Origin of the sequence: Kitasatospora sp. A2-31, from assembly GCF_022288725.1 — a bacterium.
In the GTDB taxonomy this organism is placed as follows: Bacteria; Actinomycetota; Actinomycetes; order Streptomycetales; family Streptomycetaceae; genus Kitasatospora.
The window spans coordinates 1-20,958 of record NZ_JAKNTA010000027.1 but is presented as its reverse complement, the minus strand read 5'-3'; the positions used below and the strand labels follow the sequence as shown (position 1 = coordinate 20,958).

Genomic DNA, 20,958 nt, shown 5'->3' with positions numbered 1-20,958 from the left:
CGTGGCCGGGGCATCGCCCGCGCCTGCCGGCGGCCGCCGGACGTGACCGTCCGGGGAGCGTCCGCGCCGCCACCGGTCACGGGGCGTGAACCGCCACCGGGCGTCCTCAGGTGACGAGCTGGTAGATGCTCACCGCGGTCAACGCCAGTCCGGCCAGCAGGGAGAGGGTGATGACCAGCTGGTCCGTGTGCTGGGAGATCCAGGTCCGCAGGGCGTTCAGCCGGGCCTGCGCGACGTCCGGCGACCAGACCGTGTAGAGCTCCATGGCCAGGAGGCTGAGGGTGGCCAGCAGGCAGTAGCCGGTCAGGGCGAGCCAGTCGGAGAGGGTGGAGAGGTCGGCGTCGACGACCGCGGCGGCACCGGCGCCGACCAGGGCCCACGGCTGGAGCAGCCAGGCGAGGCCGGCGGCGGTGGGGAGCGAGGCGTTGTCGACGCGGCCCGTCCAGCTCGGCGGCCGGGGCGGGCGCGGCGGCCGCCGGCGCCGGTACTCGCCGTACAGCACCAGGCCGACGCCGATCGCCAGCTTGGCGGCGACCGCGGCGGTGGAGGGTGTGCTGTGGTGGACGGGCGGGCTCCCGCCGGTCAGCAGCATCACGCAAGCGATCACCGCGACCAGGTTCGCCAGCCAGGACAGCAGGAAGGCCAGGCCGTTGCGGACGCCGCGCCGCGAGGACAGCAGCAGGATGAAGGCGCTGTTGTGCAGCGGCCCGAGGGTGATGGCCGTCCCGATGACGACCAGGTCGAGGACCATCGGCTAGCCGCTCCCGGGGGTCGGGGCCGCCCGGCGCCTCCGGGACGGGCGTTGCGGGCGGGCGTGCCCGGCCGGCACACGAGGTGCCGGCGCCCGCGCGCCGCGGTTCCGACTCTGCGGCCCCCGTCCCGGCAGGTCAAGCAGGCCACGCCGAGGGGTTGCGCCAACGCCCCCGGGCCGTCTCCGCAGGTGGGGGCCGCCCGGGTCAGCCGCCGGCCGGGCCGGACCAGGTGACGGCCTTGCGCTGCTGCCCGGACCCGTAGACGAACTGGACGGAGAAGCGGTCGCCCGCAGCGGTCGGCACGGCGTACGCGGACAGGTCGGTGGCCTCCGCGCCGGGAGCGAGGGAGTCGGGGAGGAGCTTCATCCGCCCGCTTCCGTCGATCAGCGTGAAGACGAGGTTGCCCTTGGCGTCCTTGACGAGGGGCAGGCCCGAGCCGTAGAGCGAGACCTGCGTCGAACCGGTGTTGACGACGGTGATCCTCACCTGGACGATCGTGGCGTCCTTGGGGATCTCGGACGTGGTCCGGCCCGGGACGTACGGCTCCGGCTCGGCCATCGTGACCTTCAGCCCGTCCCCGTAGGTGTAGGACTGGCCGAACGTCAGGTTCCGGGCCTTCTCGTCCGCCGCGGCCTTCTCCCGCTCGGCCTCGAGCCGCTCCCGCTCCTTCGCCGCCCGCTCCCTGGCGGCCTGGAGCGCCGCCTCGATGCGGTCGTGCTCGGCGGCCTCCCGCGCCCGCCGCTCCTCGTCGGCCGCTCGCCGCTCCTCCTTGACCGCCTGCACCTGCGCCACGACGAACACCCCGGCGCCGACCGAGACCAGCAGGCCGGTGACACCGAGGATCACGCCCGTGAGCGCCATCGCCCGGTTGGTCGCCACGCCCCTGCGCACGTGGCCCAGACCGATGGCGCCGAAGATCACGGCGAGCAGTGCGGGCAGCCAGGACAGCCAGAACAGGATGACGGCCAGGCTGAGCACGGCACCGACGATCCCGAGCACCATGGCTGCGATGCCCAGGCCGTTGCGGGGCGGCGGCGCCGGTATCGCATACGGCGGCCAGTACGGCACGCCTGGGGCGGCGCCCGGGGCCACGGCGGTGGCCGCGCCCGGGGCGGTGCCGCAGCCGGCGGGGGTCTCGTCCCGGGCCATCCGGCCCTGACCCGGGCCCGGCGGTGCCCACGGGTCGGCGTCGGCCGGTGCCCGGGCGGGCTGCGGGCTGTCGGGCGGGGCGGGAACGGTCATGCGGGATCCTTCGAGCACGTTGAGCGGTGGGCGGTGGGCGGCGGGCGTTCAGCCGCGACGCCGGCGTCTGGTCCGGTCCCGGTCCCCCGGCGGCGGCGACCCGGTGTCCGTGCGGCGGTCACCGGCCGGTCCCGGCCCGCACGTCACCCTCCGGGGACGGCACCCGAGAGGGCCGGCGGGTGATCAACATACAGGTGCCCGGGACCCTCCGACGCCGCGGTCCCCGGAGCGCCCCGCGCCGGTAGGTGCCTCCGGGCCGGCAGCGCTCACTGGTGTTGCTGGTGCTCGGTGCCGGTGTCGAAGAAGGCGTCGAGGTAGGCGTCCGGCTCCAACGGGCTGTCCCGCAGCAGCGAGAAGACCTCGGCACCCGCGCCCGGGACGCCATCCAGCCGGTAGGACTGGGCGAGCCCCAGGTAGTGGGAGCCGTTGCCGGCCGCGTACGTCCCGGCCTCCGCCTCGGCGAGGGCGATCGCCTCGTCGGCCGACGAGGCCTGCCAGAGCGTGATCCGCTCCTCGTAGACCCTTCCGTCCCGGGCCCTCGTCCCGAACACACACCGGATCCCGTACCAGCCCACGCCCTGCTCCCTTCGCGCCGTGCAGCCCGAGCATTCTCCCCCCGTGCCGGGGGCGTCCGCTGACGGTCGGTCACGGGCGGCCGGCGAGGGCTTCCCGGCGCTTCGTGTCCTCCGGGGGCGGCAGGCCCGCCGGCCGGGGGGTCGCGGTGTGTTCCGGGCGGGCCCCGGCGGATGGTCCCGGAGGTGGAGGGCGGCCCGTCCTGTGGGCCGATGGCGGGCGGGGAGGCGCTGCGTATCGTCGGTGCCATGAGCCGAGGACTGCATCTGGCCGCCTACCTGATGGCCTTCGACACCCGCGCCCAGTCCCTGCAGGACCGCACCCGGGCCGGCTTCCTGCTGCGCGCCGCCGCGCTGGCCGAGCTCGCCCACCGGGGCGCCGTCGCCGAGGACGGAGCGGGCCGGGTGCAGATCGTCTCGGCCGCCCGCACCGGGGACGGCGTCCTGGACGCACTGCTCGGCGAGGTGGGCGGACGGCCGCGCACCTGGAAGTCGTGGATCAGGCGAAGCCGTGACGACACCCTGGAGGCCGTCGAGGAGGAGCTCGCGGTGCTCGGTGTGGTGACCATGGCGGACCGCGACCCCTACGGCCCGGTCGTGCCTCAGCGGGCGGTGACGATGGACGATCCGCGCGAGGCCCTGGACCTCCAGCTGCGGGTGGCCGAGCTGGTCCGCGGCAGTGTCCCGGTGGCCGAGGTGCCGTACGCCGACGCGGTGCTCGCGGCGCTGGCCGCGCACGGGCACCTGCGGCTGGTGCTCTCCCGGCAGGACCGCAAGGCCCATGCCGGGCGGATCACCGCGCTCACCGACCGGCTCGCCGGCGATGCCCCGGGCCTGGCCCGGGCGGTGACCGGGCTGAACCTGACCATGGTCGCCGCCCAGGGCGGGATGGGCGGCGGCTGACCGGCGGCCCGGCCGGGTCCGGCGGGTCCCGGGCCGGCGGGGGCGGTCACGGCCGGCCCCCGGTGCGGCAGGCGGGTTCGTGCCAGGTGGTGCGGACGACCTTTCCACCCGGGGAGATGTGCTCGCTGGCCCAGGTCCGGCAGCAGCCGCCGCCCGGGCGGAGCGTGGCCGGCGGCCGGTGGCCCGGCGCGGTGGCCGCGGCGGTCGGGGTGCCGGCGGGCGGGGCGGGGCGGGGCCGGCGGCGCGGTCGGCGCGCGGCGGAGGGAGACGTCGTCACGCTGCGGTCCCTGCCCGCCCGGCTCCGGCGACCAACCCTCCACCACCCGAACGGAGCAACCGGACGGCGCGGCCGGCGGGCAGGCGGCCCGGCAGGCGGCCGGCCCGGCGGGCCGGCGCGGCTTCATCCGCCGGCGGGTGTCATCTCGCCGCCCGCCGCCGCGCCAGCAGCCAGCCGATGGCCGCGCCGACGATGAGCGTGACGGCCAGCACGGCCCACAGCGGGAGCGTGACGGTCGCGACCCAGAGCTGGATCTCCACGGAGTCGGTGTTGACCGCGACGAACCAGACGGCCAGGATGCCGAGGACCGCGATCCCGATGGTGCGGATCCGGACGTCCCGGCCGCGGATCGTGAGCTTGGAGTGGCGATCCGCGGACGTGGTCTTGTCTGTCATGTCTCCAGTCTCCGGTCGTCGGGCGTGGCCCGCCCTTCGCCGGGGCCCGGGCGGGGACCGGGCAGGGACCGGGGGCGGCGCTAGCGGTCGCCGGAGGCCGCGCCCGGCGGGACGTCGGAGGACGACGCGAGCGGCCCTCGCCCGGGCGGGCGGAAGGCCGCGCAGCCCAGCGCGCGCCCGAGCGCGAGGTGGGTCAGCCAGGCCATCCCGAAGGTGAACGGCGCGGCCGTGTCGTCGGAGGGGCCCGGAACGGCGGAGCAGACCACCATGACGGCGAGCGGGACCCACACCCGCAGCAGGGCGTGCCGAACCGCTGCGGAACCCGGCGCGAGTCCGGCGAGGAAGGGGACGAGGGGCCCGACCACTGCGGCCGGGACGGTGGGACCGGTGTGCTTCGCCGCCTCGAACACCGTCCAGGCGAGCAGGACGAGACCGAGCCCGCCCCAGGCCGAACGCACAGCCCAGGACGCCGAGTTCGTCGCGCCACCCGCGCCGGACCTCTTCACGGGCCCCTCCTGACGGTCGAACACCCACGATCACCGATCCCCGGCCTGCAGTATGCGGTGCCGCCGCGGGCGCGCATACAGCCCGATGCCCCGGGGGCCTCGCGGGCACCGCCGCGGGGCGGGGTCGTTACCCCCGGGCCGGCCCGGTCGTTTCCCACCGCGATGCGACTTCTGCTGATCTCGGACACCCACGTCCCCACCCGGGCGCGCTCGCTGCCCGCACCGCTGCTCGACGCCGTCGACGACGCCGATGTCGTGTTCCACGCCGGCGACTGGGTGGACACCGCCACGCTCGACCTGCTCCAGGCCCGGTCCCGGCGCCTGGTCGCCGTCCACGGCAACAACGACGGGGCCGCGCTGCGGGAGCGGTTGCCCGAGATCGCCCGCGCGGACCTCCAGGGCGTCCGCTTCGCGGTCGTCCACGAGACCGGTCCCGCCCGGGCCCGCGAGCAGCGCTGCGAGGCCCGCTTCCCCGACACGGACGTCCTCGTCTTCGGGCACAGCCACATCCCGTGGGACAGCCGCACCCCGGGCGGCCTGCGCCTGCTCAACCCGGGCTCGCCGACCGACCGGCGCCGCCAGCCCTTCGCCACCTACCTGACCGCCCGCCTGGACGACGGGCACCTCGGCGACGTGCGGCTCCACCGCCTGCCGCCCCGCCGCTGACCCGCCTCGGCATCCGCCCGCCCTCCGCCCGCCCTCCGGCGGCGCACGAGTGGCACACGGGTGGCGCACGGGTGGCGGCGGGCGGCTGGGTCTTCCGGGTGGCGCGCGGGCATGTCGGCCGCGACCTCTGCTTGGCGTGTCCACGCCCTCGGCATCCTGTGGTTCCGGTCCGGAGGTTCGCAAGCGGAGGGAATCGGTGCCATGAGGGGATTCGCACGCAGGCTGGCGGTGTTCGGGGTGACGGCGGCGGCCGTGGCGGCGCCCGCGCTCCCCGCGCCGTCGGCACAGGCGCAGACGGGGATCCGGCGGTTCCAGCCGGCGGAGCTCGGCATCCGGTTCGACCCCGACGGCGATCCCGGCCAGTGCGGCGGGAGGACGGGCGACCAGTGGATCGCGGAGGGGACGTGGACCGACGTCATCCGCTTCGACACCGACGGGCGTCCGGGCGGCTGCGGGCTGGCGTTCGGCGTCCACGACCCCGACCGCGCCCTGGACGGCGTCTCCCTCACCTACGCCCTCCAGGCCACCGGCGGCGGGGACCCGGCGCAGTGCGGCAACCAGGGCACCTACGGCGTGCCGATCCGCAGGGACACCCGGGCCTTCGGCCCCACCGTGCGGATCGACACCGACAACCGGCCGGGCGGCTGCGACCTCACCCTCGCCGTGCCGAGCATCGGGCAGACGTACGTCGCACTCGACGTCCAGTACGACCCGGACGGCGACCGCGCCCAGTGCCGGAACACCGGGTACCACTGGGCGGAGACCGACCGCGGCCCGGTGACGGTCGGCATCGACACCGACGACCGCCCCGGCGGGTGCCGGCTCCGACTCCGGCTCCGGATCGGACTCTGACCGCAGGAGGAGCGCTTCGGCGGGCGGGGCGGCGGTCCGGCCCGGGAGCGCGGCGCCACCGGCCGCGCGACACCTCGTAGGCATCGTCGGAGTTCATCTCCGCCTCGACCCGCGCGAGTTGGCCCGGGCGGCCCGGGAGCCGCACTGGGTGCGGGCGTTCGCCGACGAGGTGACCGCGCGGGAGGCGGAACGGGCGGTGGGCCCGTCGGAGCGCCGCGGCCACGACCTCGGCAAGGCCTGGGACGGGCTCCGCTTCCTGCTCGAACGGCGGGCGTTCCCGGTCGACCTCGTCCACGGCGAGGAGGGCCTGCCCGGGGCCGGCGACTGGGGCTACGGTGCGCCCCGCGTCCTCGTGCCGGAGCGCGTCCGGCTCGCCGCCGACGCGCTCGCCGACCTCCCGTTCACCGCCCTGCTCGGCGACGTCACCGCGGCCGACCTCGCCCGGTCCGAGGTCTACCCGGCCGGCTTCTGGTGGGACGACGAATCGGCCCTGCCCTACCTGAGCGCGCACCACGCGGCGCTCGCCGCCTTCGTCGCCACCGCCGCGCGGTACCGGCACGGGCTGCTCGTCTGGTCGGCCTGAGCGGCCCGCCCGGGGCGGTCACCGGGCGCGACCCGGACGCGACCCGCGGCAGGGCCTCCGGACCTGCGAAGGCCCGGGCGGCCGTGCGACGGTGTGAGAGCACCGCAGGGTGCCGGGCAGCACCCGGAACGGAGGCAGGCGATGACGATGAGCGGGTCGGACGGGCCGGAGCCGCCGGTGCCCGGGCGGGAGCGGGGCGGCCGGCACGCCGCAGGCCTGGTGACGTTCGTCGACCACGTGCGCCCGGACGGCGTCGTGGTGCGGTGGGAGTCGCGGCGCCACCGCAAGCACCAGCGACCCGCCACCGGGTCCACCTGGTGGGCGCCCACCGCCCGCGGCTGGTGGATCGCGGTGCTGTTCGCCGTCGGGTCGCTGCTGTTCGCCGTCGGATCGGTGCCCGGCTACACCGACGCGGTCGGGGCCCGCTGGGACACCGTCACCTACTTCGTCGGGTCGCTGTTCTTCACCGCGGCGTCGTTCCTGTGCTACCGCGAGGCGGTCGACGCCGGGCCGCCGGCGGACAACCCCGCGCACCGGCGGGTCCTGGTCTACCAGCCGCGGCGGATCGACTGGTGGGCCACCGGGGTCCAGCTGGTCGGCACCCTGTACTTCAACGTCAGCACCGGCGTCGCCATGTCGGACAACCTGTCCGCGGCCACCGCCCACCAGCACGTCTGGCGACCCGACGCGATCGGCTCGGTGTGCTTCCTCGTCGCCAGCCTCCTCGCCTGGTACGAGACCTGCCACGCCTGGACCGCCTGGCGGCCGAGGTCCTGGGCCTGGTGGATCGCGCTGGCCAACCTCGTCGGGTCCGTCGCCTTCGGCGTCTCCGCCGTCGCCGGGTACATCAGCCCGGTCACCGGCCAGGTCCGCGACGCCACCGAGGCGAACACCACGACCCTGATCGGCGCGGTCTGCTTCCTCGTCGGCGCCGTCCTGCTGCTCCCCGAACGCACCGAGGAGACCCGCGCCCGGAGACCGGCCACGGACGGCGCCGGCCCGGCCTCCTAGTGACCCGAGTCGGAGATTCGTCGGCAGTAGCTGGCGACTTCGTCGAGGATCTCGTCGGCGGTCCTGGTCCAGATGAACGGGCCTTTCCCACGGTCGGCGGCTGTGGGGAACCGGCCGGACGTCGTGCCGCGGCGGCTGCGGCTGCACGATGCGTCCGGCGCGTGGCGGCTCCAGCAGGAACCATCGGGTGGCTTTCTCGATCCAGGCCTGCCTAGGCGCGGTGGTACTGGACGGGGCCGGGGAGGGGGGCGCCGAGTTCGGCGGCGGCGTGGCGCGCCCAGGAGGGGTTGCGCAGCAGCTCGCGGCCGATCAGGACGGCGTCGGCCCGGTCGGCGGTGAGGATGGCCTGGGCGCGGGCCGGGTCGGTGATCAGGCCGACGGCCGCCACGGGCATGCCGGCCTCGCGGCGCACCGCCTCGGCGAAGGGGACCTGGTAGTCGGGTCCGGCCTCGACCCGGGCGTCGGGGACGATGCCGCCGGTGGAGACGTCCATCAGGTCCACGCCGTGGGCCTGGAGCTCCTTGGCGAGCCGGACGGTGTCCTGCGAGGTCCACCCCTCGCGGTCGTCCTGCGGGTTCTCCGTGAGCCAGTCGGTCGCGGAGATGCGGAAGAAGACTGGCAGGTCCTGCGGCCACACGGCGCGGACGGCGTCCACGACCTCCAGGGCGAAGCGGATGCGGCCCTCGAAGGAGCCGCCGTAGGCGTCGGTGCGGTGGTTGGTGGCCGGGGAGAGGAACTCGTGGATCAGGTAGCCGTGGGCGCCGTGGATCTCGGCGACCTGGAAGCCGGCGTCGAGTGCGCGTCGGGCGGCGTCGGCGAACTTGCCGACGATCGCGCGGATCTGTTCCTCGGTCAGCTCGTCGGGGGTGGTGTGGGCGGGGGTGAAGGGGACGGCGCTGGGGCCCACCGGCGTCCAGCCGTGGGCCTCGTGCGGGGCGAGGGCCCGGCCGCGCTCGACCCAGGTCCGCTCGGTGGAGGCCTTGCGGCCGGCGTGGGCGAGCTGGATGGCCGCGACGGTGCCCTGGGCCTTGAGGAAGGAGGTGATCCGCCGGAAGGCCGCGGCCTGCGTGTCGTTCCAGATGCCGAGGTCGTACGGGCTGATGCGCCCCTCGGGGCTGACGGCGGTGGCCTCGGTGATGATCAGCCCGGTGCCGCCGGTGGCGCGCGCCGCCAGGTGGGTGAAGTGCCAATCGGTCGGGACGCCGGCCTCACTCCCGTCCGGCGCGGCGCTGTACTGGCACATCGCCGGCATCCAGATCCGGTTCGCAACGGTCAGCGCCCGCAGGGTGTAGGGGGTGAAGAGGGTGGTGGTCATGGGGACTCCCGGTGCTCCGGCGGCGCGGGGAGGGGGCGGGCGATGTGGCGCCGCCCCCTCCCAAGTGCTTGCAGATGCTCTTTTCTTGACTCGACAATAGTTGCACGCGCGCGCCATTTGCAAGCACGGGCCGCCCCCGCTCCGGGACACGATGCCGGAAGCGCCCCGCCGGGCTCTCTCTCCTCTCCGCCGATCAGAACAGGCGGTGGCCGCGGACCCAGACGGTGGGCCGGCCGTCGGGACGGACCAGGCGGAACTTCCTGACGCCCGCGTGGGCCCGGCCGAGCAGGACGAGGGTCAGCCCTGCGATGAAGCCCACGACCGCCATCAGCAGGAAGATCCCCAGCTGGTCCGTGGCCCCGGGATCGTTCTCGTCGACGGTCTGCCCGCCCAGGTGGACGACGACCGGCACCGTGACGAGCAGCGAGAGCAGCAGCAGCCACCCCACCACCTGGTAGACGAGCCGCTTGGAGCGGGTCTTGCTCCGGCTCTCGACGGTGGCGCAGAAGTTGCGCCGGCATCGTCCGCAGGTGAACGAGACCACCTGGTCGCCCTCGCGTGGACGCTTCCTGTCCTCGCCCCCGATTCCTTGGATGCTCCAGGTGACCCTGGTCGATCCGATCCCGGGCTCCACGCTCACCCGGCACCCCAGCGCCAGCGCGTAGTGCTCGTCCACCGCGACCTTGCCTGCCCCCATCGGTTCCCCCCAACTGCCGTCCGCGTCAAACGGGGTGAGACAGAGTACAGCGCCGGGGCGGCGCCCGGAGCGGCTTCGGCGGACCGAATCGACTACGCCGAACACGGCGGACGGGCCCGGACGGATGCCCGCCGGAGCTCAGCGCCGGGCACAGTAGGGCGGAAACCTCGTCGGGTCGGCGAAGTCCTGGTCCGCGTCGGGCCAGCGGCGGCGCAGCATTGCGGCGGCGCGGCGCATCCAGGCGGTGAGGTGGGGCAGGGACCGGTGGGTGTCGGCGGTGTGTGCGGCGGCCTCCAACGTGGCGATGAGCTGAAGTCGGCTGTGGTCGCCCGGGGAGCGGGCGTCGAGCAGGGCGACGCGCTGCAGTCGGACCAGCGCCCATGCCATGCAGGCCGCGGCGAGGCCGTCTCCGTAGCGACGGTCGTCCTCGGCTTCGGGGATGCCGAGGGCCAGGGCGCGGCGGTAATGGTCGGCGGCGCCTGTGGCCGCGGGATCGCCCACGTTCAGCCAGGCGGGGCCCGGTACGTACAGGCAGACGGCGTCGGTCAGCGCGTGGGTGTAGCCGGCGAATTCGAAGTCGATGAGACGGGCGTCGGCCGGCCCGGTGGCGTGGAGCAGGACGTTGTTGGCTTCCGCGTCCCCGTTGCTCAGGGCGAGGAAGGGTCCCGGATTCTCCAATTCCTCCAGGGATGCGGCGAGTTCGCGTTCTGCCCGGTCGGTGAGGGGTGCCCCGAGCGCTGCGGTGCGCCGGATCGCCTCTTCCCGGAGCGGGGCGAACCGTCCCGTGATGTCTGCCGCGGCATCGACCGGTCCCAGCTCGGCCCGGCGGGCGTAGTAGGCCTCGGCTCCTCCTGCGGTGGCCGCGCCCAACGCACCGCGGGCGCGGGCGAACGCGGTCAGTCGGTCGCCGTGGTCTGCCACTCCGTCCTGCCGAAGCAGCTGGTCCAGGGCGACGCGGGGAGCGAGGTCCTCCAGGACGAGGAACCCCGCGGCAGTGTCGGCGGCGATGACGTGGGGGGCGAGGGCGGTCCCGAGGTCCTCACCGAGGAACCGGAGCGCAGCCAGTTCGGTGCGCAGCCGCCACGGGGCGGGGCGCGCATCGCGTTGCCCGTCCGGGACCCACTTGACGACGACGGAGCGCGGAAGCCCGGTAGTGCTCCGGAGGCGGGCCCTGGCGACGGTCCACGGCGCCACCCGCTCCCAGCGGTCGACGGCGACCGGCGTGGCGAAGAGGTCGGTCAGGAGGTTCTGCAGCGCATCGACCCGGGAGATCCCTTGCGGGGCGGCTGCCATGGCCTCACCCTACAGTCCGCTCCGGCACCCCGGGCGTGCGCGCGGGGGATCACCGCGGGGCGGCCTCCCGGGCGCAGCGGGCTGCGGGTCACGGGTCCTCGCGTGGCGGGTCCTCGCGTGGCGGGTCCTCGCGTGGCGGGTCCTCTTCGTGTGGCGGGCTTCCCGGTCGGCCCGGTCCTCCCGGTGGGCCCGGGCGGCGGCGGCGTGGTGCGGTGGTGCGCCAGCGCGACCGCAGTTCGTCGACCAGCTCCTGCCACTGGCGGCGGACCTCGTCCTCGGGCGGGCGCTCCCCCCGGCGCACCCGGCGCAGTTCGTCGCACACCTCCCGTCCCACCGCGACGGAGCCGACGATGACGACCATCGCGCCGAACAGGGTCGAGAGCGTCGCGAAGACCGCGCCCGTCGAGCCGTAGCGGTTGGCGTAGGAGTCGAGCAGGCGCGGGAGGTAGGCGGCCGCGGCCGCCGAGTAGAGGGCCGTCAGCACGGCGGCGATGGCACCGAACGGGACCAGGTCGGAGGGAGCGATCCGCCGGGCGGACAGGATCCATCCGCCCCAGATCAGGAAAGCCCCGGTCAGCGGCGCCGCCAGCAGGACGGCCGCCAGGTCGTGGCGTCCGCGGTCGAGGACGGCGTGCAGCCAGCCGATGGCCACCGCGTAGACGATCAGACCGAGGATCCACCGCAGCCCGTTCGCGGTGTTGCGCACGCTGAGCGGTCTGAGCTCCCAGGTCTGCTCGAACATCCGCTGCATCGCCCGGCTGAAGCTCAGCAGCGAGATGACCAGGAACGCCGAGCCGAGGACGTCCACGCCCACGTCCGCCCCCGCGGGCGGGGACAGCACCGTCTCGACGGCCTCGGCGCCGCCGCCGGTCAGTCCGTAGCGCTGCACGATGTGCTCGGCCACGTCGCCCCTGCCGAGGAGGGCGAGGAACGTGCCGCACAGGATCGCCAGCGGGATCAGGGCCGCCAACGCGCCGGACGCGAGCGCCATGGCCCGGTCGAAACCCACGATCAGCTGGAACCGCTTGACCACGCGCAGCGTGAACGCCGGACGGAGCCAGAAGGTCATCGCCCCGATGACAACCTCGCGCTTGAACCGAACCGTCCTGACCTCCGCGGTTGCCCGTGACGACCCCGCGAGCCTAGCCCGTCACCGCCGCCCCGCCCGGCTCCGACACCACGACCCGCGCCCGGGGCTCAGGGGGCGGCGGTGTCAGCCGCTCTCCGAGGCGGACTGGGGGTCGGTGCCGGCGTCGCGGGCCTCGACGAACTTCTTGAAGCGGCGCAGGTCGCCCCGGACCTGGCGGTCGAGCACGCCCAGCTTGTCGGCGGCCTTCTCGGCGAAGCCGGTGGGCTGGAAGGCCATGGTCATCGTCACCCGCGTCCGGGCCGTGCCGAGCGGTTGGAAGTCGACCGTGCCGGTGTGCTTCACGTTCTCGCCGGTGGTGCGCCAGGCGACCCGCTCCTCGGGTACCCGCTCGACGATCTCGGTGTCGAACTCCCGGGCCAGTCCGGCGATCTTGGTCCGCCAGTGGGCATGGCGCTCGTCCAGCTGCCTGACCTCCTCCACGCCCTCCATGAACCGGGGGAAGTCCTCGAACGTGGCCCACTGGTCGTAGACGACGCGGACCGGCACCTCCACGTCGATCGACTCCTCCACCGTGCTCATCGCCGCACCTCCTCCACGCCGTCCCGCCGGTCGGCCGACCGGTCGGCCGACCAGGCCCGGCACGATCACCGGGCGGGGAGAGTCCGCGGACGGCACCACTTTCAATCTGGGCCCTGCGCGGGGCCGCGGCAACCGGCGCACCCGCGGAGGCCGGCGGGGGCGGGGGCTTCGACACGCACGGACCCGTGCGTGGCGAAGCCCCCGGGTGGCGTCCCGGCTCAGAGCCGGAAGGGGTTCCGCCCGAGTGCGGCGATGACGAACCAGGCCGTGGCACCGGTGTGCAGCGACGCGTAGTACGTGTCGCCCTCACCGGTGGTGAGGCCGTCGCTGGAGGCGGCCACGATGCCGCGGCCGTCACCGTTGGGCGCCTGGGTCTGGGCGAGCTTGAGCGTGTCCAGGAGCGTGGCCGCCTTGGCGTCGTCACCGGCGGCGCCCCGGGCGTAGTACGCGGCCAGGAGGTGCGCGGTGCCCTCGAACCAGACCTTGGAGGTGTCGGTGCGGCCGAAGCTGACCCCGGTGAACGGGCCGTCGGTGACGGCCAGGTTGCCGGCGGCCCAGTCGACCGAGCGGGCGTAGGCGGGGCTGAGCGTGGCCAGGTAGCTCCAGGTCTGCACGTCCTCCGGGACGGTGTCGCGGTTCTGGGTGACGCCGTCCAGGCCCGTGCCCGTCCAGAGCCGGCCGTCGTCCGCCTGCATGCCGGCCACGAAGGCGAAGGCGTTGTCCGAACGGGTCTTCCACACCTGGTCGCCGGTGGCGGCGGCGAGCATGGCGAAGAACGCGCCCGTGTCGATGTTGTGCTCGGTGGCCTTCCACTGGATGGGGGTCATCTCGGCGCCGGTCCCGTCGCTGTTGCGCAGGCCTCCGGTGTAGCCGCCCGCGCCGCGGGTGTCGGCCGCGTTGGCCTGGATCCAGTTCGCGATCCTCAGCGCGCCGTCGAGGTAGCGCTGCTCGCCGGTGACGTGGTGGAGGCGGGTCAGGGCCATCCCCGCCCAGGCCATGTTCCCGGTGTAGACGGAGAACCCGCCCCCGTAGGGCGTGCCGGTGGCGGTGACGAACGGCTGCGGCTCGTAGGAGGCGCGGATCCGCCCGTCGGGGACGATGTCGTGGGCCTGGGCGTAGAGCAGGCTGTCGCCGAGCTCCATCGCGTGGCTGACGCCGCTGCTCGACCCCTGCATCAGCAGGGCGGTGATGACCAGCGCGTTGTCGTAGGTGAACGACGCCTGGTAGCCCTCGGGGCCGAACTCCCCGCCCGGGGCGAAGTGGCCGCCGGTGTAGCTGCGCGGCACGCGCAGGTCGGCGGGCGAGCCGTAGTGGTCCATGGTGGTGGTCAGGAACGAGGTCGCCTTGCCGATGGCCTCGGTCGGGATCTCGCGTACCACGGGCTGGAGCTCGTACGACTCGACGGAGATCCCGGTCCTGATGGTCCGGCCGACGTGGAGCGCGCCGCCGCCGAAGTCGCCCATCGCTCCGTGCGTCGTCATGTTCTTCAGGAGCGGCCCGTCGAAGTACCACGAGGACTCCGGCCCGGTGGCGTCGGTGACCAGGCCCGCCGTCGTGCCGTCCCCCACCACGGCGACGTACTCGTTGCGCTGGGTGCTCCTGATCTTGAAGCCCACCCACGGCCCGACTTCGAGGGCCCAGCGCTCGTCCGCCCCGGCGGCTCCGCTGCTGACGTTGCTGCCCTCGGCGAGCCGGTGCGAACCGATCCACGGGTGGTAGTCCTGGAGCCGCTGGTGGGTGCTGCTGTCCACCAGCGCCACCCCGACCCGGGTCGTCGTCCCTCCGCTGAAGAAGGTGGCCAGGTCGACGGGGCGCTGTTCGAGAACGGCCGGCTGGTTGGGGAACATCACCGAGCTGAAGGGCCGCAGGGCGATCACCGGGGTGGTGTCGTCCGTTCTCGCCTGGACGATCTGGCCCCCGGAAGTGCTGAGGGTGTGCAGCGCCGGGTCGTAGGACCAGAGCTCACTGGCGGCGGGGTTGAGCGAACAGGTCGCCGTCACCACCGGTGCGGTGGCCAGGAAGGGGGTCCCGGTCGTCAGGCACTTCTTCGACTGGACGTTCTGCAGTTGGACGAACCATTCGTCGCCGAACGCGAACGACCGTGCGCTGCGCCACAGTTGCCGGTGGCTCTGCGCCCAGAACGCGTCGACCAGGGAGCCGTCGGCGGCGGGCACCACCGGCTCCCCGAGGGCCGCGAGCTCCGCGGTACCGGTGTCCCGGTAGGCCACGACCTGGGTCTCGGCGCCGCCCTGCTGGGCGCCGAAGAACACCTGGTAGTGGTCGCTCGCGTAGTTCTGGCCCACGTGGACGGCGTCCCAGGCCTCGACGTCCATGCTGCTGACCAGGTAGTCGAGTTCGTTGCCGCTGAGCTGGGTCGCCTGCGCCGGTCGGTAGACGCGGGAGCCGGCCGGCAGGCTGCCCTGCAGGGTTTGCGGTGCCCGGTTGTAGTCGCCCAGCACGGCCCAGCGGCCCCCGCTCTCCGCCCCCGCGGCGACGCTCACCTGGGTGACCAGGGTCGGCGCGTCGCCGCCGCCTCCCGAGAAGGCGTGGATGGACGCGAACATCACCGCTTCGGCGCCCTCGCCGTCGACGATGGCCAGGGCCGGCCGGCTTTGCTCGATCGTGGATTCCACGACCTCCACGTGCCGGGCCTCGCGCGCCGTGAAGAAGCCCAGGCGCAGCGTCGTGGGGATCAGGCTGTCCCGCAGGATGTAGAGGTTGCGCACCGGCAGGTCCTGCTGCTGGGGGACGTAGTAGTAGTGGTCGATGACGTAGGGGTGGCCAGGCGAGGTGTGGGCGGCGACGTGAATGAGGTTGCCGTTGTTGGGCAGGGCTTCCGGGACCTCCTGCAGGGCCACGATGTCGCGGGTGCGGGCGAGGTTGTACGCCGCGTTCCAGGCCTCCGGGGTGTGCAGCATGTTCCAGGTGGCGGGCAGTTGCGACCCGGGTGGTACGGCGTACGCGGTGCCGGCCAGTGCGCCGAGGAGACCGGCCGCCAGCGCGGCCGCCACCACGGCGGCCAGCAGGCGGCGCAGGAGGCGGCGCAGTACGGGGGGCTGGGTGTGGGGCTGGGTGTGGGGCGGGTGGTGGCCGGTGCCGGGTGCGGTCGCACGCAGGCCGTTCGGTGTTCGTCGATCCTTCACCCGCGCAGTCTTCGGCTCCCCCGCACCGGCAACCAGAGGCATTGACGCACAGTTGCTTCCCGATCGGGCAGACCGGGGCCCGACCGGCACATCCGCCCGCGGGGGCTCCCCGGGCCCCGACCGGCACCTCAGTGCGCGGGCGGCTCCCCGGGCCGCGACCGGCACCCCGGCGCGCGGGCGGCTCCCGTCGCCCGCGGGCGGCTCCCGTCCCGGGGAGGCGGGCAGGGGCCGGAGGGCCGGCCCCCGCCCCCGGGTCAGGCGACCGTGAGGACGATCTTGCCGGTGGTGCGGCCCTGCTCGCCGAGTTCGTGGGCCTTGGCGGCGTCCGCGAGCGGCAGGACCGTCTCGACCACGGGCTTCAGTGCGCCCCGTTCGACCAGGGCGGCGATCTCCCGCAGACCCAGGTGGTCCGGCTCGACCAGGACCCAGGCGGCCCGCACGCCGTCCTGGGCGGCGGGGACGTCGTCCGGTCCGGGCAGGGTGATCAGGCGGCCGCCGGGGCGGAGCACCTTCAGGGAGCGCGCGGCCGTCTCGCCGCCGAGCCCGTCCAGGACCACGTCGACGTCGCGGACGGCGTCCTCGAACCGCACGGCGCGGTAGTCGACCACCTCGTCGGCGCCCAGCTCCCGCACCAGGTCGTGCTTGCCGGCGCTGGCCGTGCCGATGACGTACGCGCCGCGGGCCTTGGCGATCTGCACCGCGAAGTGGCCGACCCCGCCGGCCGCCGCGTGCACCAGGACCCGCTCCCCCGGGCGCACGTCGGCCGCGTCCACCAGGGCCTGCCAGGCGGTCAGCGCGGCCAGCGGCAGTGCGGCCGCCTCGACGTGGGTCAGGCCCGCGGGCTTGGGGGCGAGGTGCCGGGCCGGCGCCACCACGTACTCGGCGTAGCCGCCGGCCTGGCGCGGGAACAGCGGCATCCCGAAGACCTCGTCGCCGGGGCGGAACATCCCCACGCCCGGTCCGACGGCCTCGACCGTGCCGGAGACGTCCCAGCCGACCACCGGCACGGTGCCCCACTCGATGAGGGCGCCGCTGGCCCGGGTCTTCCAGTCCACCGGGTTCACGCCGGCCGCGTGCACGCGCACCAGGACCTCGTTCAGGCCCGGCTCGGGGCGCTCCACCTCGCGCTCGACCAGGTTCTCCGGCCCGCCCCACTGCTCCACGACCACCGCTCGCATGCTGTCCGCCTCGCCTTTCGTTGCGCTGTCGTTCCGGGCCGTACGGCGCGTTCCCGCACGTTCCGTTCCCGACGTTCCGTTTCCGCACGTCCCGTTCCGAGCCGTACGGCGCCGGGCTCCCCCGGCGACGCGGTCCACGATCCGGTATCCCCGCCCGCCGCAGTGTTGGCCGTTTGGCCACTATGTGACAGGATCTGGCCATGGGCAGCACGCAGGTGGCAGCGGTGGCGGACAAGCACGGCGATCGGGCTGTGCCGCCGCGCCGGCACCGGATCGCCGTGCTCGCCCTGCCCGGGGTCCCGCCCTTCGAGCTCGGAATCCCCTCCCGGGTGTTCGGCAGCGCCCAGGACGCCGAGGGCCGCCCGCTCTACGACGTGGTGGTCTGCACCGCCGACGGCGCCCCCGTCCTCAGCGACGCCGGCTTCACCGTCCAGCCGGCCGCCGGCCCCGAGGCCCTGGCCGCCGCGGACACCGTGATCGTGCCGCCCACGCACGCGATGCCCGAGCTGGGCCTCGGCGGCCCCCTGCCCCCCGAGGTCGGCGCGGCCATCGCCGGCATCCGGCCCGGCACCCGGCTGGTGTCCATCTGCTCCGGCTCCTACGTGCTCGCCGCCGCCGGGCTGCTCGACGGCCGGCCGGCCACCACCCACTGGAACCTCGCCCCGGAGTTCCGCCGCGCCTACCCCAAGGTCAAGGTCGACGAGGAGGTCCTCTTCGTCGACGACGGCGACGTGCTCACCTCCGCCGGCGTGGCCGCCGGCGTCGACCTGTGCCTGCACGTGATCCGCCGCGACCACGGCGCCGCCGTCGCCAACCGGGCCGCCCGCATGTGCGTCGTGCCGCCCTGGCGCGACGGCGGGCAGGCCCAGTACATCGACCGCCCGGTGCCCGAACCCACCGTCGCCAGCACCACCGCCACCCGCGCCTGGGCGCTGGAACACCTCGGCGAGCCGCTGCCGCTCACCCGGCTCGCCGAACACGCCCGGATGAGCCTGCGCTCCTTCACCCGGCGTTTCCGCGACGAGGCCGGGATGACCCCGGTGCAGTGGCTCACCGCCCAACGTCTGGAAATGGCCAAGCAGTTGCTGGAGACCACCGACCTGCCGATCGACCTGGTCGCCCACCGCAGCGGCTTCGGCACCGCGAACTCCCTGCGCGCGCACATGAGGACGGCCTTCGGGGTCTCCCCCGCCGCCTACCGCCGCACCTTCAGCCCCCACGAGCCCGCCCTCGACGCCGACGGCAGCCGGTCGGCCGAGGGCAGGACCCCCGGCAGGTAGCCGGCCGGGGAGGGACCGGCGCCGACCTCACCGCCGGGTGCGGGTCCTGCGCCGGGGCGGCACCTCCCTCGCCGGGTATCCGACCAGGTCGACGTCCCGCAGGACGACCGGCAGGTCCGCGGCGCCGATTTCCGGCGGGAGCGTCCCGCACGCGCGGCGGGCGTGCGCCCCGACCCGGGCGGGACGCGCCGTGGCGAGGGTCGTCCGGCCGGCGTCCGGGGCCTGACGCCTGACGCCCCGTGCTGTCCGGGCCCGGCGGGTGGGGGTGGCGGGGCGCCAGCGGGGGGCCGGTCGGGTCGTCCGTCACTCGCGAGGAGCAGCGTCGCGGGGCTGCCGCCCGGCGGCGGTGGCGCGGCCCCGGGCGGGGGTGCGGGAGGGCCCTGCGGGGCCGGTTCCTGAGCCCGGTGCGGCGCGGGGCGGGGCCTGTGCGAGCGGGGTCGCCGGAGGTGCGGCTGCCAGGCCGGGGGTGGCCGCGGTGGCGTCCGGCGCTGCGTTCGGGGACGAACGGGTCCATGCTGACTGTGGCCACGGCCCGGCGGCCGCAGCGTTCGCTGCGGGTGCGGGCGGCGTCGCCCCGGGCGGGCGTCGTCCCGGGCGGTCCGGCGCGCCGCGCCGGCCTTTGCCGCCGCCGGCGGCCGGGCGGCGCAGGCCCCGATCCCACCGGTCCGGCCGCGGCCACGTCTGAAACCCCACGAGGGAGGACCCTCATGACGTCACCCAGCAGCGCGTCGTTCGGCGGCCCCGACGGCGCCGCCGCCCCGCCGCAGGCCCTGCGGCTGGAGGCGAACGAGAAGCTCGTGCTCTCGCCGGACTCCCCGCGGTTCGCCTCCGGCTACCGCCAGGTGCGGCCGCAGTCGATCGACGAGGTGCGCAAGCTCCTCGGCCCCGTCAACGTGCCCGACGGCCGCAGTCGCGCCGAGAACCTGCTGGCCACCCGGGTGCCGGAGCTGACCAAGCGTCTGCTGCGTCCGGAGGACCTGAAGGTCAAGGATCCGAACGCCCGTGCCGAGGCGCGTCGCCTCGCCTATCTGGCCGCTCGGGAGTACGTCCACACGGCCAACACGGCGTCGTTGAAGCAGTGGCGCCCGATCATCGACCAGTGGCTGCTGGAGGTGAAGCCGGTCATCTCCATCTTCACCGCCGGGGACATCGACATCGCCGACGGCGCGACGCTCACGCTGTCGGCCAACACCCACGCGCTCATGGCACAGCGCATCCGGATGCACGGCAACGGGCGCATCGTCTGCCGGGGCAGCGTGAAGATCAGCGCCGTCTCGGTCGACGGTTCGTAGCGGCGCGCCCGGACCTGCGCCGTTCGGCGGGCGGTCGGCCCGCCCCCAGCACACACACGACTGAACGCACGAGGAGAGGGGCGACCATGCCCGACATCAATGCACCCGGAGACGACGGCGTCGACGGACTCCCGGGTACCGCCGGGGCGAACGGCGCGACCGGTCAGGTCGGCCGGGCCGGCGTCAACCACTGGAACGGCGACGACGATCCGGGCGACGGTGGCACCGGCGGCAACGGCGAGTCCGGGGCCGACGGCAACACCGGCGGCGACGGCCGCAACGGCAGCAACATCGTCCTGGAGGTCGAGGACTTCGTCGTCGGCGTCCACGTCAACACCAGTGGGGGCCGCGGCGGCCGCGGGGGCGACGGTGGGCGGGGCGGGGACGGCGGCCGGGGCGGCAACGGCGGGGAGCCCGCGGACGAGGGCGACGCGCTCGGCGACGGCGGCAACGGCGGCCGGGGAGCAGCGGGTGGCCGGGGCGGTGACGGGGGCGACGGGGGCAGCGGCGGGAACATCACCATCGTGGCCGACACCATCACGACCGGTACGGTGAACGGCACCGCGGCCGGCGGCCCCGGCGGGCTGGGCGGTGCCGCCGGTGCCGGGGGGATCGGCGGTGACCCGGGTACGGGGAACAACGAGGGCGCCCAGGGCGCTCCCGGGGCCACCGGGCAGACCGGGTCCTCCGGGCTGCGGGGCGTGGACGGCTCCATCGAGATCATCGAGCGGGTCCCCTGACGGGTGGCTCCTGTGACGAGTGGATCCCCTGCCCCTGTGGCGGTCCCGATCTCCACGACGCCCCGGGCGAACCGTCCGGACCGTCCGGACCGGTCGGACCGGTCGGACCGGCTGGACCTGCTGGTCGGCGGGCAGCTGCGGTCGCTCACCGCGGCTGCCCGCCTCCCCCGCACGACGGCCGAGCGGCTCGATGCCGTGTTCGACGTCCTGACCCGGGAGTCGCTCGACCGGGCGACCGCCGACGCCTATCCGGGCCTGTCCCGGATCAACGCCAACGGTCTGCCGTTCCAGTGGTCGGCCTGCTTCGGCGCCGCGCGGGCCCCGTCCGTGCGGTTCCTGTGCGAGTCCGGCATTCCGGGGACGACGGGCCGTGAGCGGCTGAACGTGTCGCTGGACCGGCTCCGCCGGGCCTGCCGCGTCATCGGCCTGCCCGGCGTCCCGCACTGGTTCACGGCGCAGGTCCTGCCCGCCGTCCTGCCGGACGAGCGGAACTGGCCGGCGCACTGGCGCAGCGCCCTGTGGACGGGGGTCGGCGCGGCGGGCGGGGCCGTCGCGCTCAAGCCCTACCTCAATCTCCGCCGGGACCGGCCGC

The 20,958-nt window shown here is 75.0% G+C and carries 22 protein-coding genes; 9 read left to right on the top strand and 13 right to left on the bottom strand.

All coding sequences use genetic code 11. The features are described from left to right. Positions 1 to 106: 106 nt before the first annotated feature. The 3 genes from MCM47_RS37175 to MCM47_RS37165 form a co-directional block, all read right to left on the bottom strand. Positions 107 to 751 (bottom strand): GAP family protein, encoded by a 645-nt coding sequence (locus MCM47_RS37175; protein ID WP_238951436.1) that lies wholly within the window; start codon positions 749 to 751, stop codon positions 107 to 109. Positions 752 to 956: 205 nt separating this feature from the next. Further along, entirely contained in the window at positions 957 to 1,994 is a 1,038-nt protein-coding gene (locus MCM47_RS37170) for a DUF4190 domain-containing protein (RefSeq protein WP_238951435.1), read from the bottom strand. Positions 1,995 to 2,260: 266 nt separating this feature from the next. Then, entirely contained in the window at positions 2,261 to 2,545 is a 285-nt protein-coding gene (locus MCM47_RS37165; RefSeq protein ID WP_238951434.1) for a hypothetical protein, read from the bottom strand. A gap of 270 nt (positions 2,546 to 2,815) precedes the next feature. Here MCM47_RS37165 and MCM47_RS37160 point away from each other — a divergent pair, with 270 nt between their 5' ends. Continuing rightward, positions 2,816 to 3,469, top strand: a complete 654-nt coding sequence (locus MCM47_RS37160) for a GPP34 family phosphoprotein (protein WP_238951433.1) — start codon at positions 2,816 to 2,818, stop codon at positions 3,467 to 3,469. A 46-nt stretch (positions 3,470 to 3,515) separates the two neighbouring features. Here MCM47_RS37160 and MCM47_RS37155 read toward each other — a convergent pair whose 3' ends face one another. The 3 genes from MCM47_RS37155 to MCM47_RS37145 all read right to left on the bottom strand — a co-directional run bounded on the left by MCM47_RS37155 (position 3,516) and on the right by MCM47_RS37145 (position 4,647). Continuing rightward, positions 3,516 to 3,746 (bottom strand): hypothetical protein, encoded by a 231-nt coding sequence (locus MCM47_RS37155; RefSeq protein WP_238951432.1) that lies wholly within the window; start codon positions 3,744 to 3,746, stop codon positions 3,516 to 3,518. Positions 3,747 to 3,886: 140 nt separating this feature from the next. Next, a complete protein-coding gene (locus tag MCM47_RS37150; protein WP_238951431.1) occupies positions 3,887 to 4,141 on the bottom strand; it encodes a LapA family protein in 255 nt (84 codons plus the stop codon). An 80-nt stretch (positions 4,142 to 4,221) separates the two neighbouring features. Further along, positions 4,222 to 4,647, bottom strand: a complete 426-nt coding sequence (locus MCM47_RS37145; RefSeq protein WP_238951430.1) for a hypothetical protein — start codon at positions 4,645 to 4,647, stop codon at positions 4,222 to 4,224. A 162-nt stretch (positions 4,648 to 4,809) separates the two neighbouring features. Here MCM47_RS37145 and MCM47_RS37140 point away from each other — a divergent pair, with 162 nt between their 5' ends. From MCM47_RS37140 to MCM47_RS37125, 4 genes are all read left to right on the top strand, one after another. Then, the gene (locus MCM47_RS37140; RefSeq protein WP_238951429.1) at positions 4,810 to 5,313 is read left to right on the top strand and encodes a metallophosphoesterase; all 504 of its coding nucleotides are present in this window, start codon (positions 4,810 to 4,812) and stop codon (positions 5,311 to 5,313) included. Between the two features lie 201 nt (positions 5,314 to 5,514). Beyond that, positions 5,515 to 6,165 (top strand): hypothetical protein, encoded by a 651-nt coding sequence (locus MCM47_RS37135; RefSeq protein ID WP_238951428.1) that lies wholly within the window; start codon positions 5,515 to 5,517, stop codon positions 6,163 to 6,165. A gap of 82 nt (positions 6,166 to 6,247) precedes the next feature. After that, entirely contained in the window at positions 6,248 to 6,748 is a 501-nt protein-coding gene (locus MCM47_RS37130; protein ID WP_308222610.1) for a DUF1877 family protein, read from the top strand. Between the two features lie 141 nt (positions 6,749 to 6,889). Beyond that, positions 6,890 to 7,759: a hypothetical protein gene (locus tag MCM47_RS37125; protein WP_238951426.1), complete on the top strand. Its 870-nt coding sequence runs from the start codon at positions 6,890 to 6,892 to the stop codon at positions 7,757 to 7,759. A 211-nt stretch (positions 7,760 to 7,970) separates the two neighbouring features. Here the strand turns inward: MCM47_RS37125 and MCM47_RS37120 are convergent, their stop codons facing one another. From MCM47_RS37120 to MCM47_RS37090, 7 genes are all read right to left on the bottom strand, one after another. Next, on the bottom strand, positions 7,971 to 9,074 hold the full coding sequence (locus MCM47_RS37120) for an NADH:flavin oxidoreductase/NADH oxidase (RefSeq protein WP_238951425.1): 1,104 nt from the start codon (positions 9,072 to 9,074) through the stop codon (positions 7,971 to 7,973). A 193-nt stretch (positions 9,075 to 9,267) separates the two neighbouring features. Next, entirely contained in the window at positions 9,268 to 9,771 is a 504-nt protein-coding gene (locus tag MCM47_RS37115) for a hypothetical protein (protein ID WP_238951424.1), read from the bottom strand. A gap of 138 nt (positions 9,772 to 9,909) precedes the next feature. Further along, entirely contained in the window at positions 9,910 to 11,064 is a 1,155-nt protein-coding gene (locus tag MCM47_RS37110) for a phosphotransferase (RefSeq protein WP_238951423.1), read from the bottom strand. A gap of 88 nt (positions 11,065 to 11,152) precedes the next feature. Continuing rightward, on the bottom strand, positions 11,153 to 12,133 hold the full coding sequence (locus MCM47_RS37105; RefSeq protein ID WP_238951422.1) for a hypothetical protein: 981 nt from the start codon (positions 12,131 to 12,133) through the stop codon (positions 11,153 to 11,155). A 144-nt stretch (positions 12,134 to 12,277) separates the two neighbouring features. Further along, complete coding sequence (locus tag MCM47_RS37100) at positions 12,278 to 12,733, bottom strand: SRPBCC family protein (RefSeq protein WP_238951421.1); 456 nt, start codon at positions 12,731 to 12,733, stop codon at positions 12,278 to 12,280. A 218-nt stretch (positions 12,734 to 12,951) separates the two neighbouring features. Beyond that, on the bottom strand, positions 12,952 to 15,876 hold the full coding sequence (locus tag MCM47_RS37095; protein WP_238951420.1) for a hypothetical protein: 2,925 nt from the start codon (positions 15,874 to 15,876) through the stop codon (positions 12,952 to 12,954). 254 nt (positions 15,877 to 16,130) lie between these two features. Then, entirely contained in the window at positions 16,131 to 17,054 is a 924-nt protein-coding gene (locus MCM47_RS37090) for an NADP-dependent oxidoreductase (protein ID WP_238951419.1), read from the bottom strand. A gap of 200 nt (positions 17,055 to 17,254) precedes the next feature. Between MCM47_RS37090 and MCM47_RS37085 the strand changes: the two genes are divergently transcribed. From MCM47_RS37085 to MCM47_RS37070, 4 genes are all read left to right on the top strand, one after another. Beyond that, on the top strand, positions 17,255 to 18,334 hold the full coding sequence (locus MCM47_RS37085; protein WP_238951418.1) for a GlxA family transcriptional regulator: 1,080 nt from the start codon (positions 17,255 to 17,257) through the stop codon (positions 18,332 to 18,334). Positions 18,335 to 19,041: 707 nt separating this feature from the next. After that, entirely contained in the window at positions 19,042 to 19,626 is a 585-nt protein-coding gene (locus MCM47_RS37080) for a hypothetical protein (protein WP_238951417.1), read from the top strand. Between the two features lie 86 nt (positions 19,627 to 19,712). Next, a complete protein-coding gene (locus MCM47_RS37075; protein WP_238951416.1) occupies positions 19,713 to 20,366 on the top strand; it encodes a hypothetical protein in 654 nt (217 codons plus the stop codon). A gap of 36 nt (positions 20,367 to 20,402) precedes the next feature. Then, positions 20,403 to 20,958 (top strand): hypothetical protein (locus MCM47_RS37070; protein WP_238951415.1); only part of this gene is annotated, 556 nt, incomplete at its 3' end.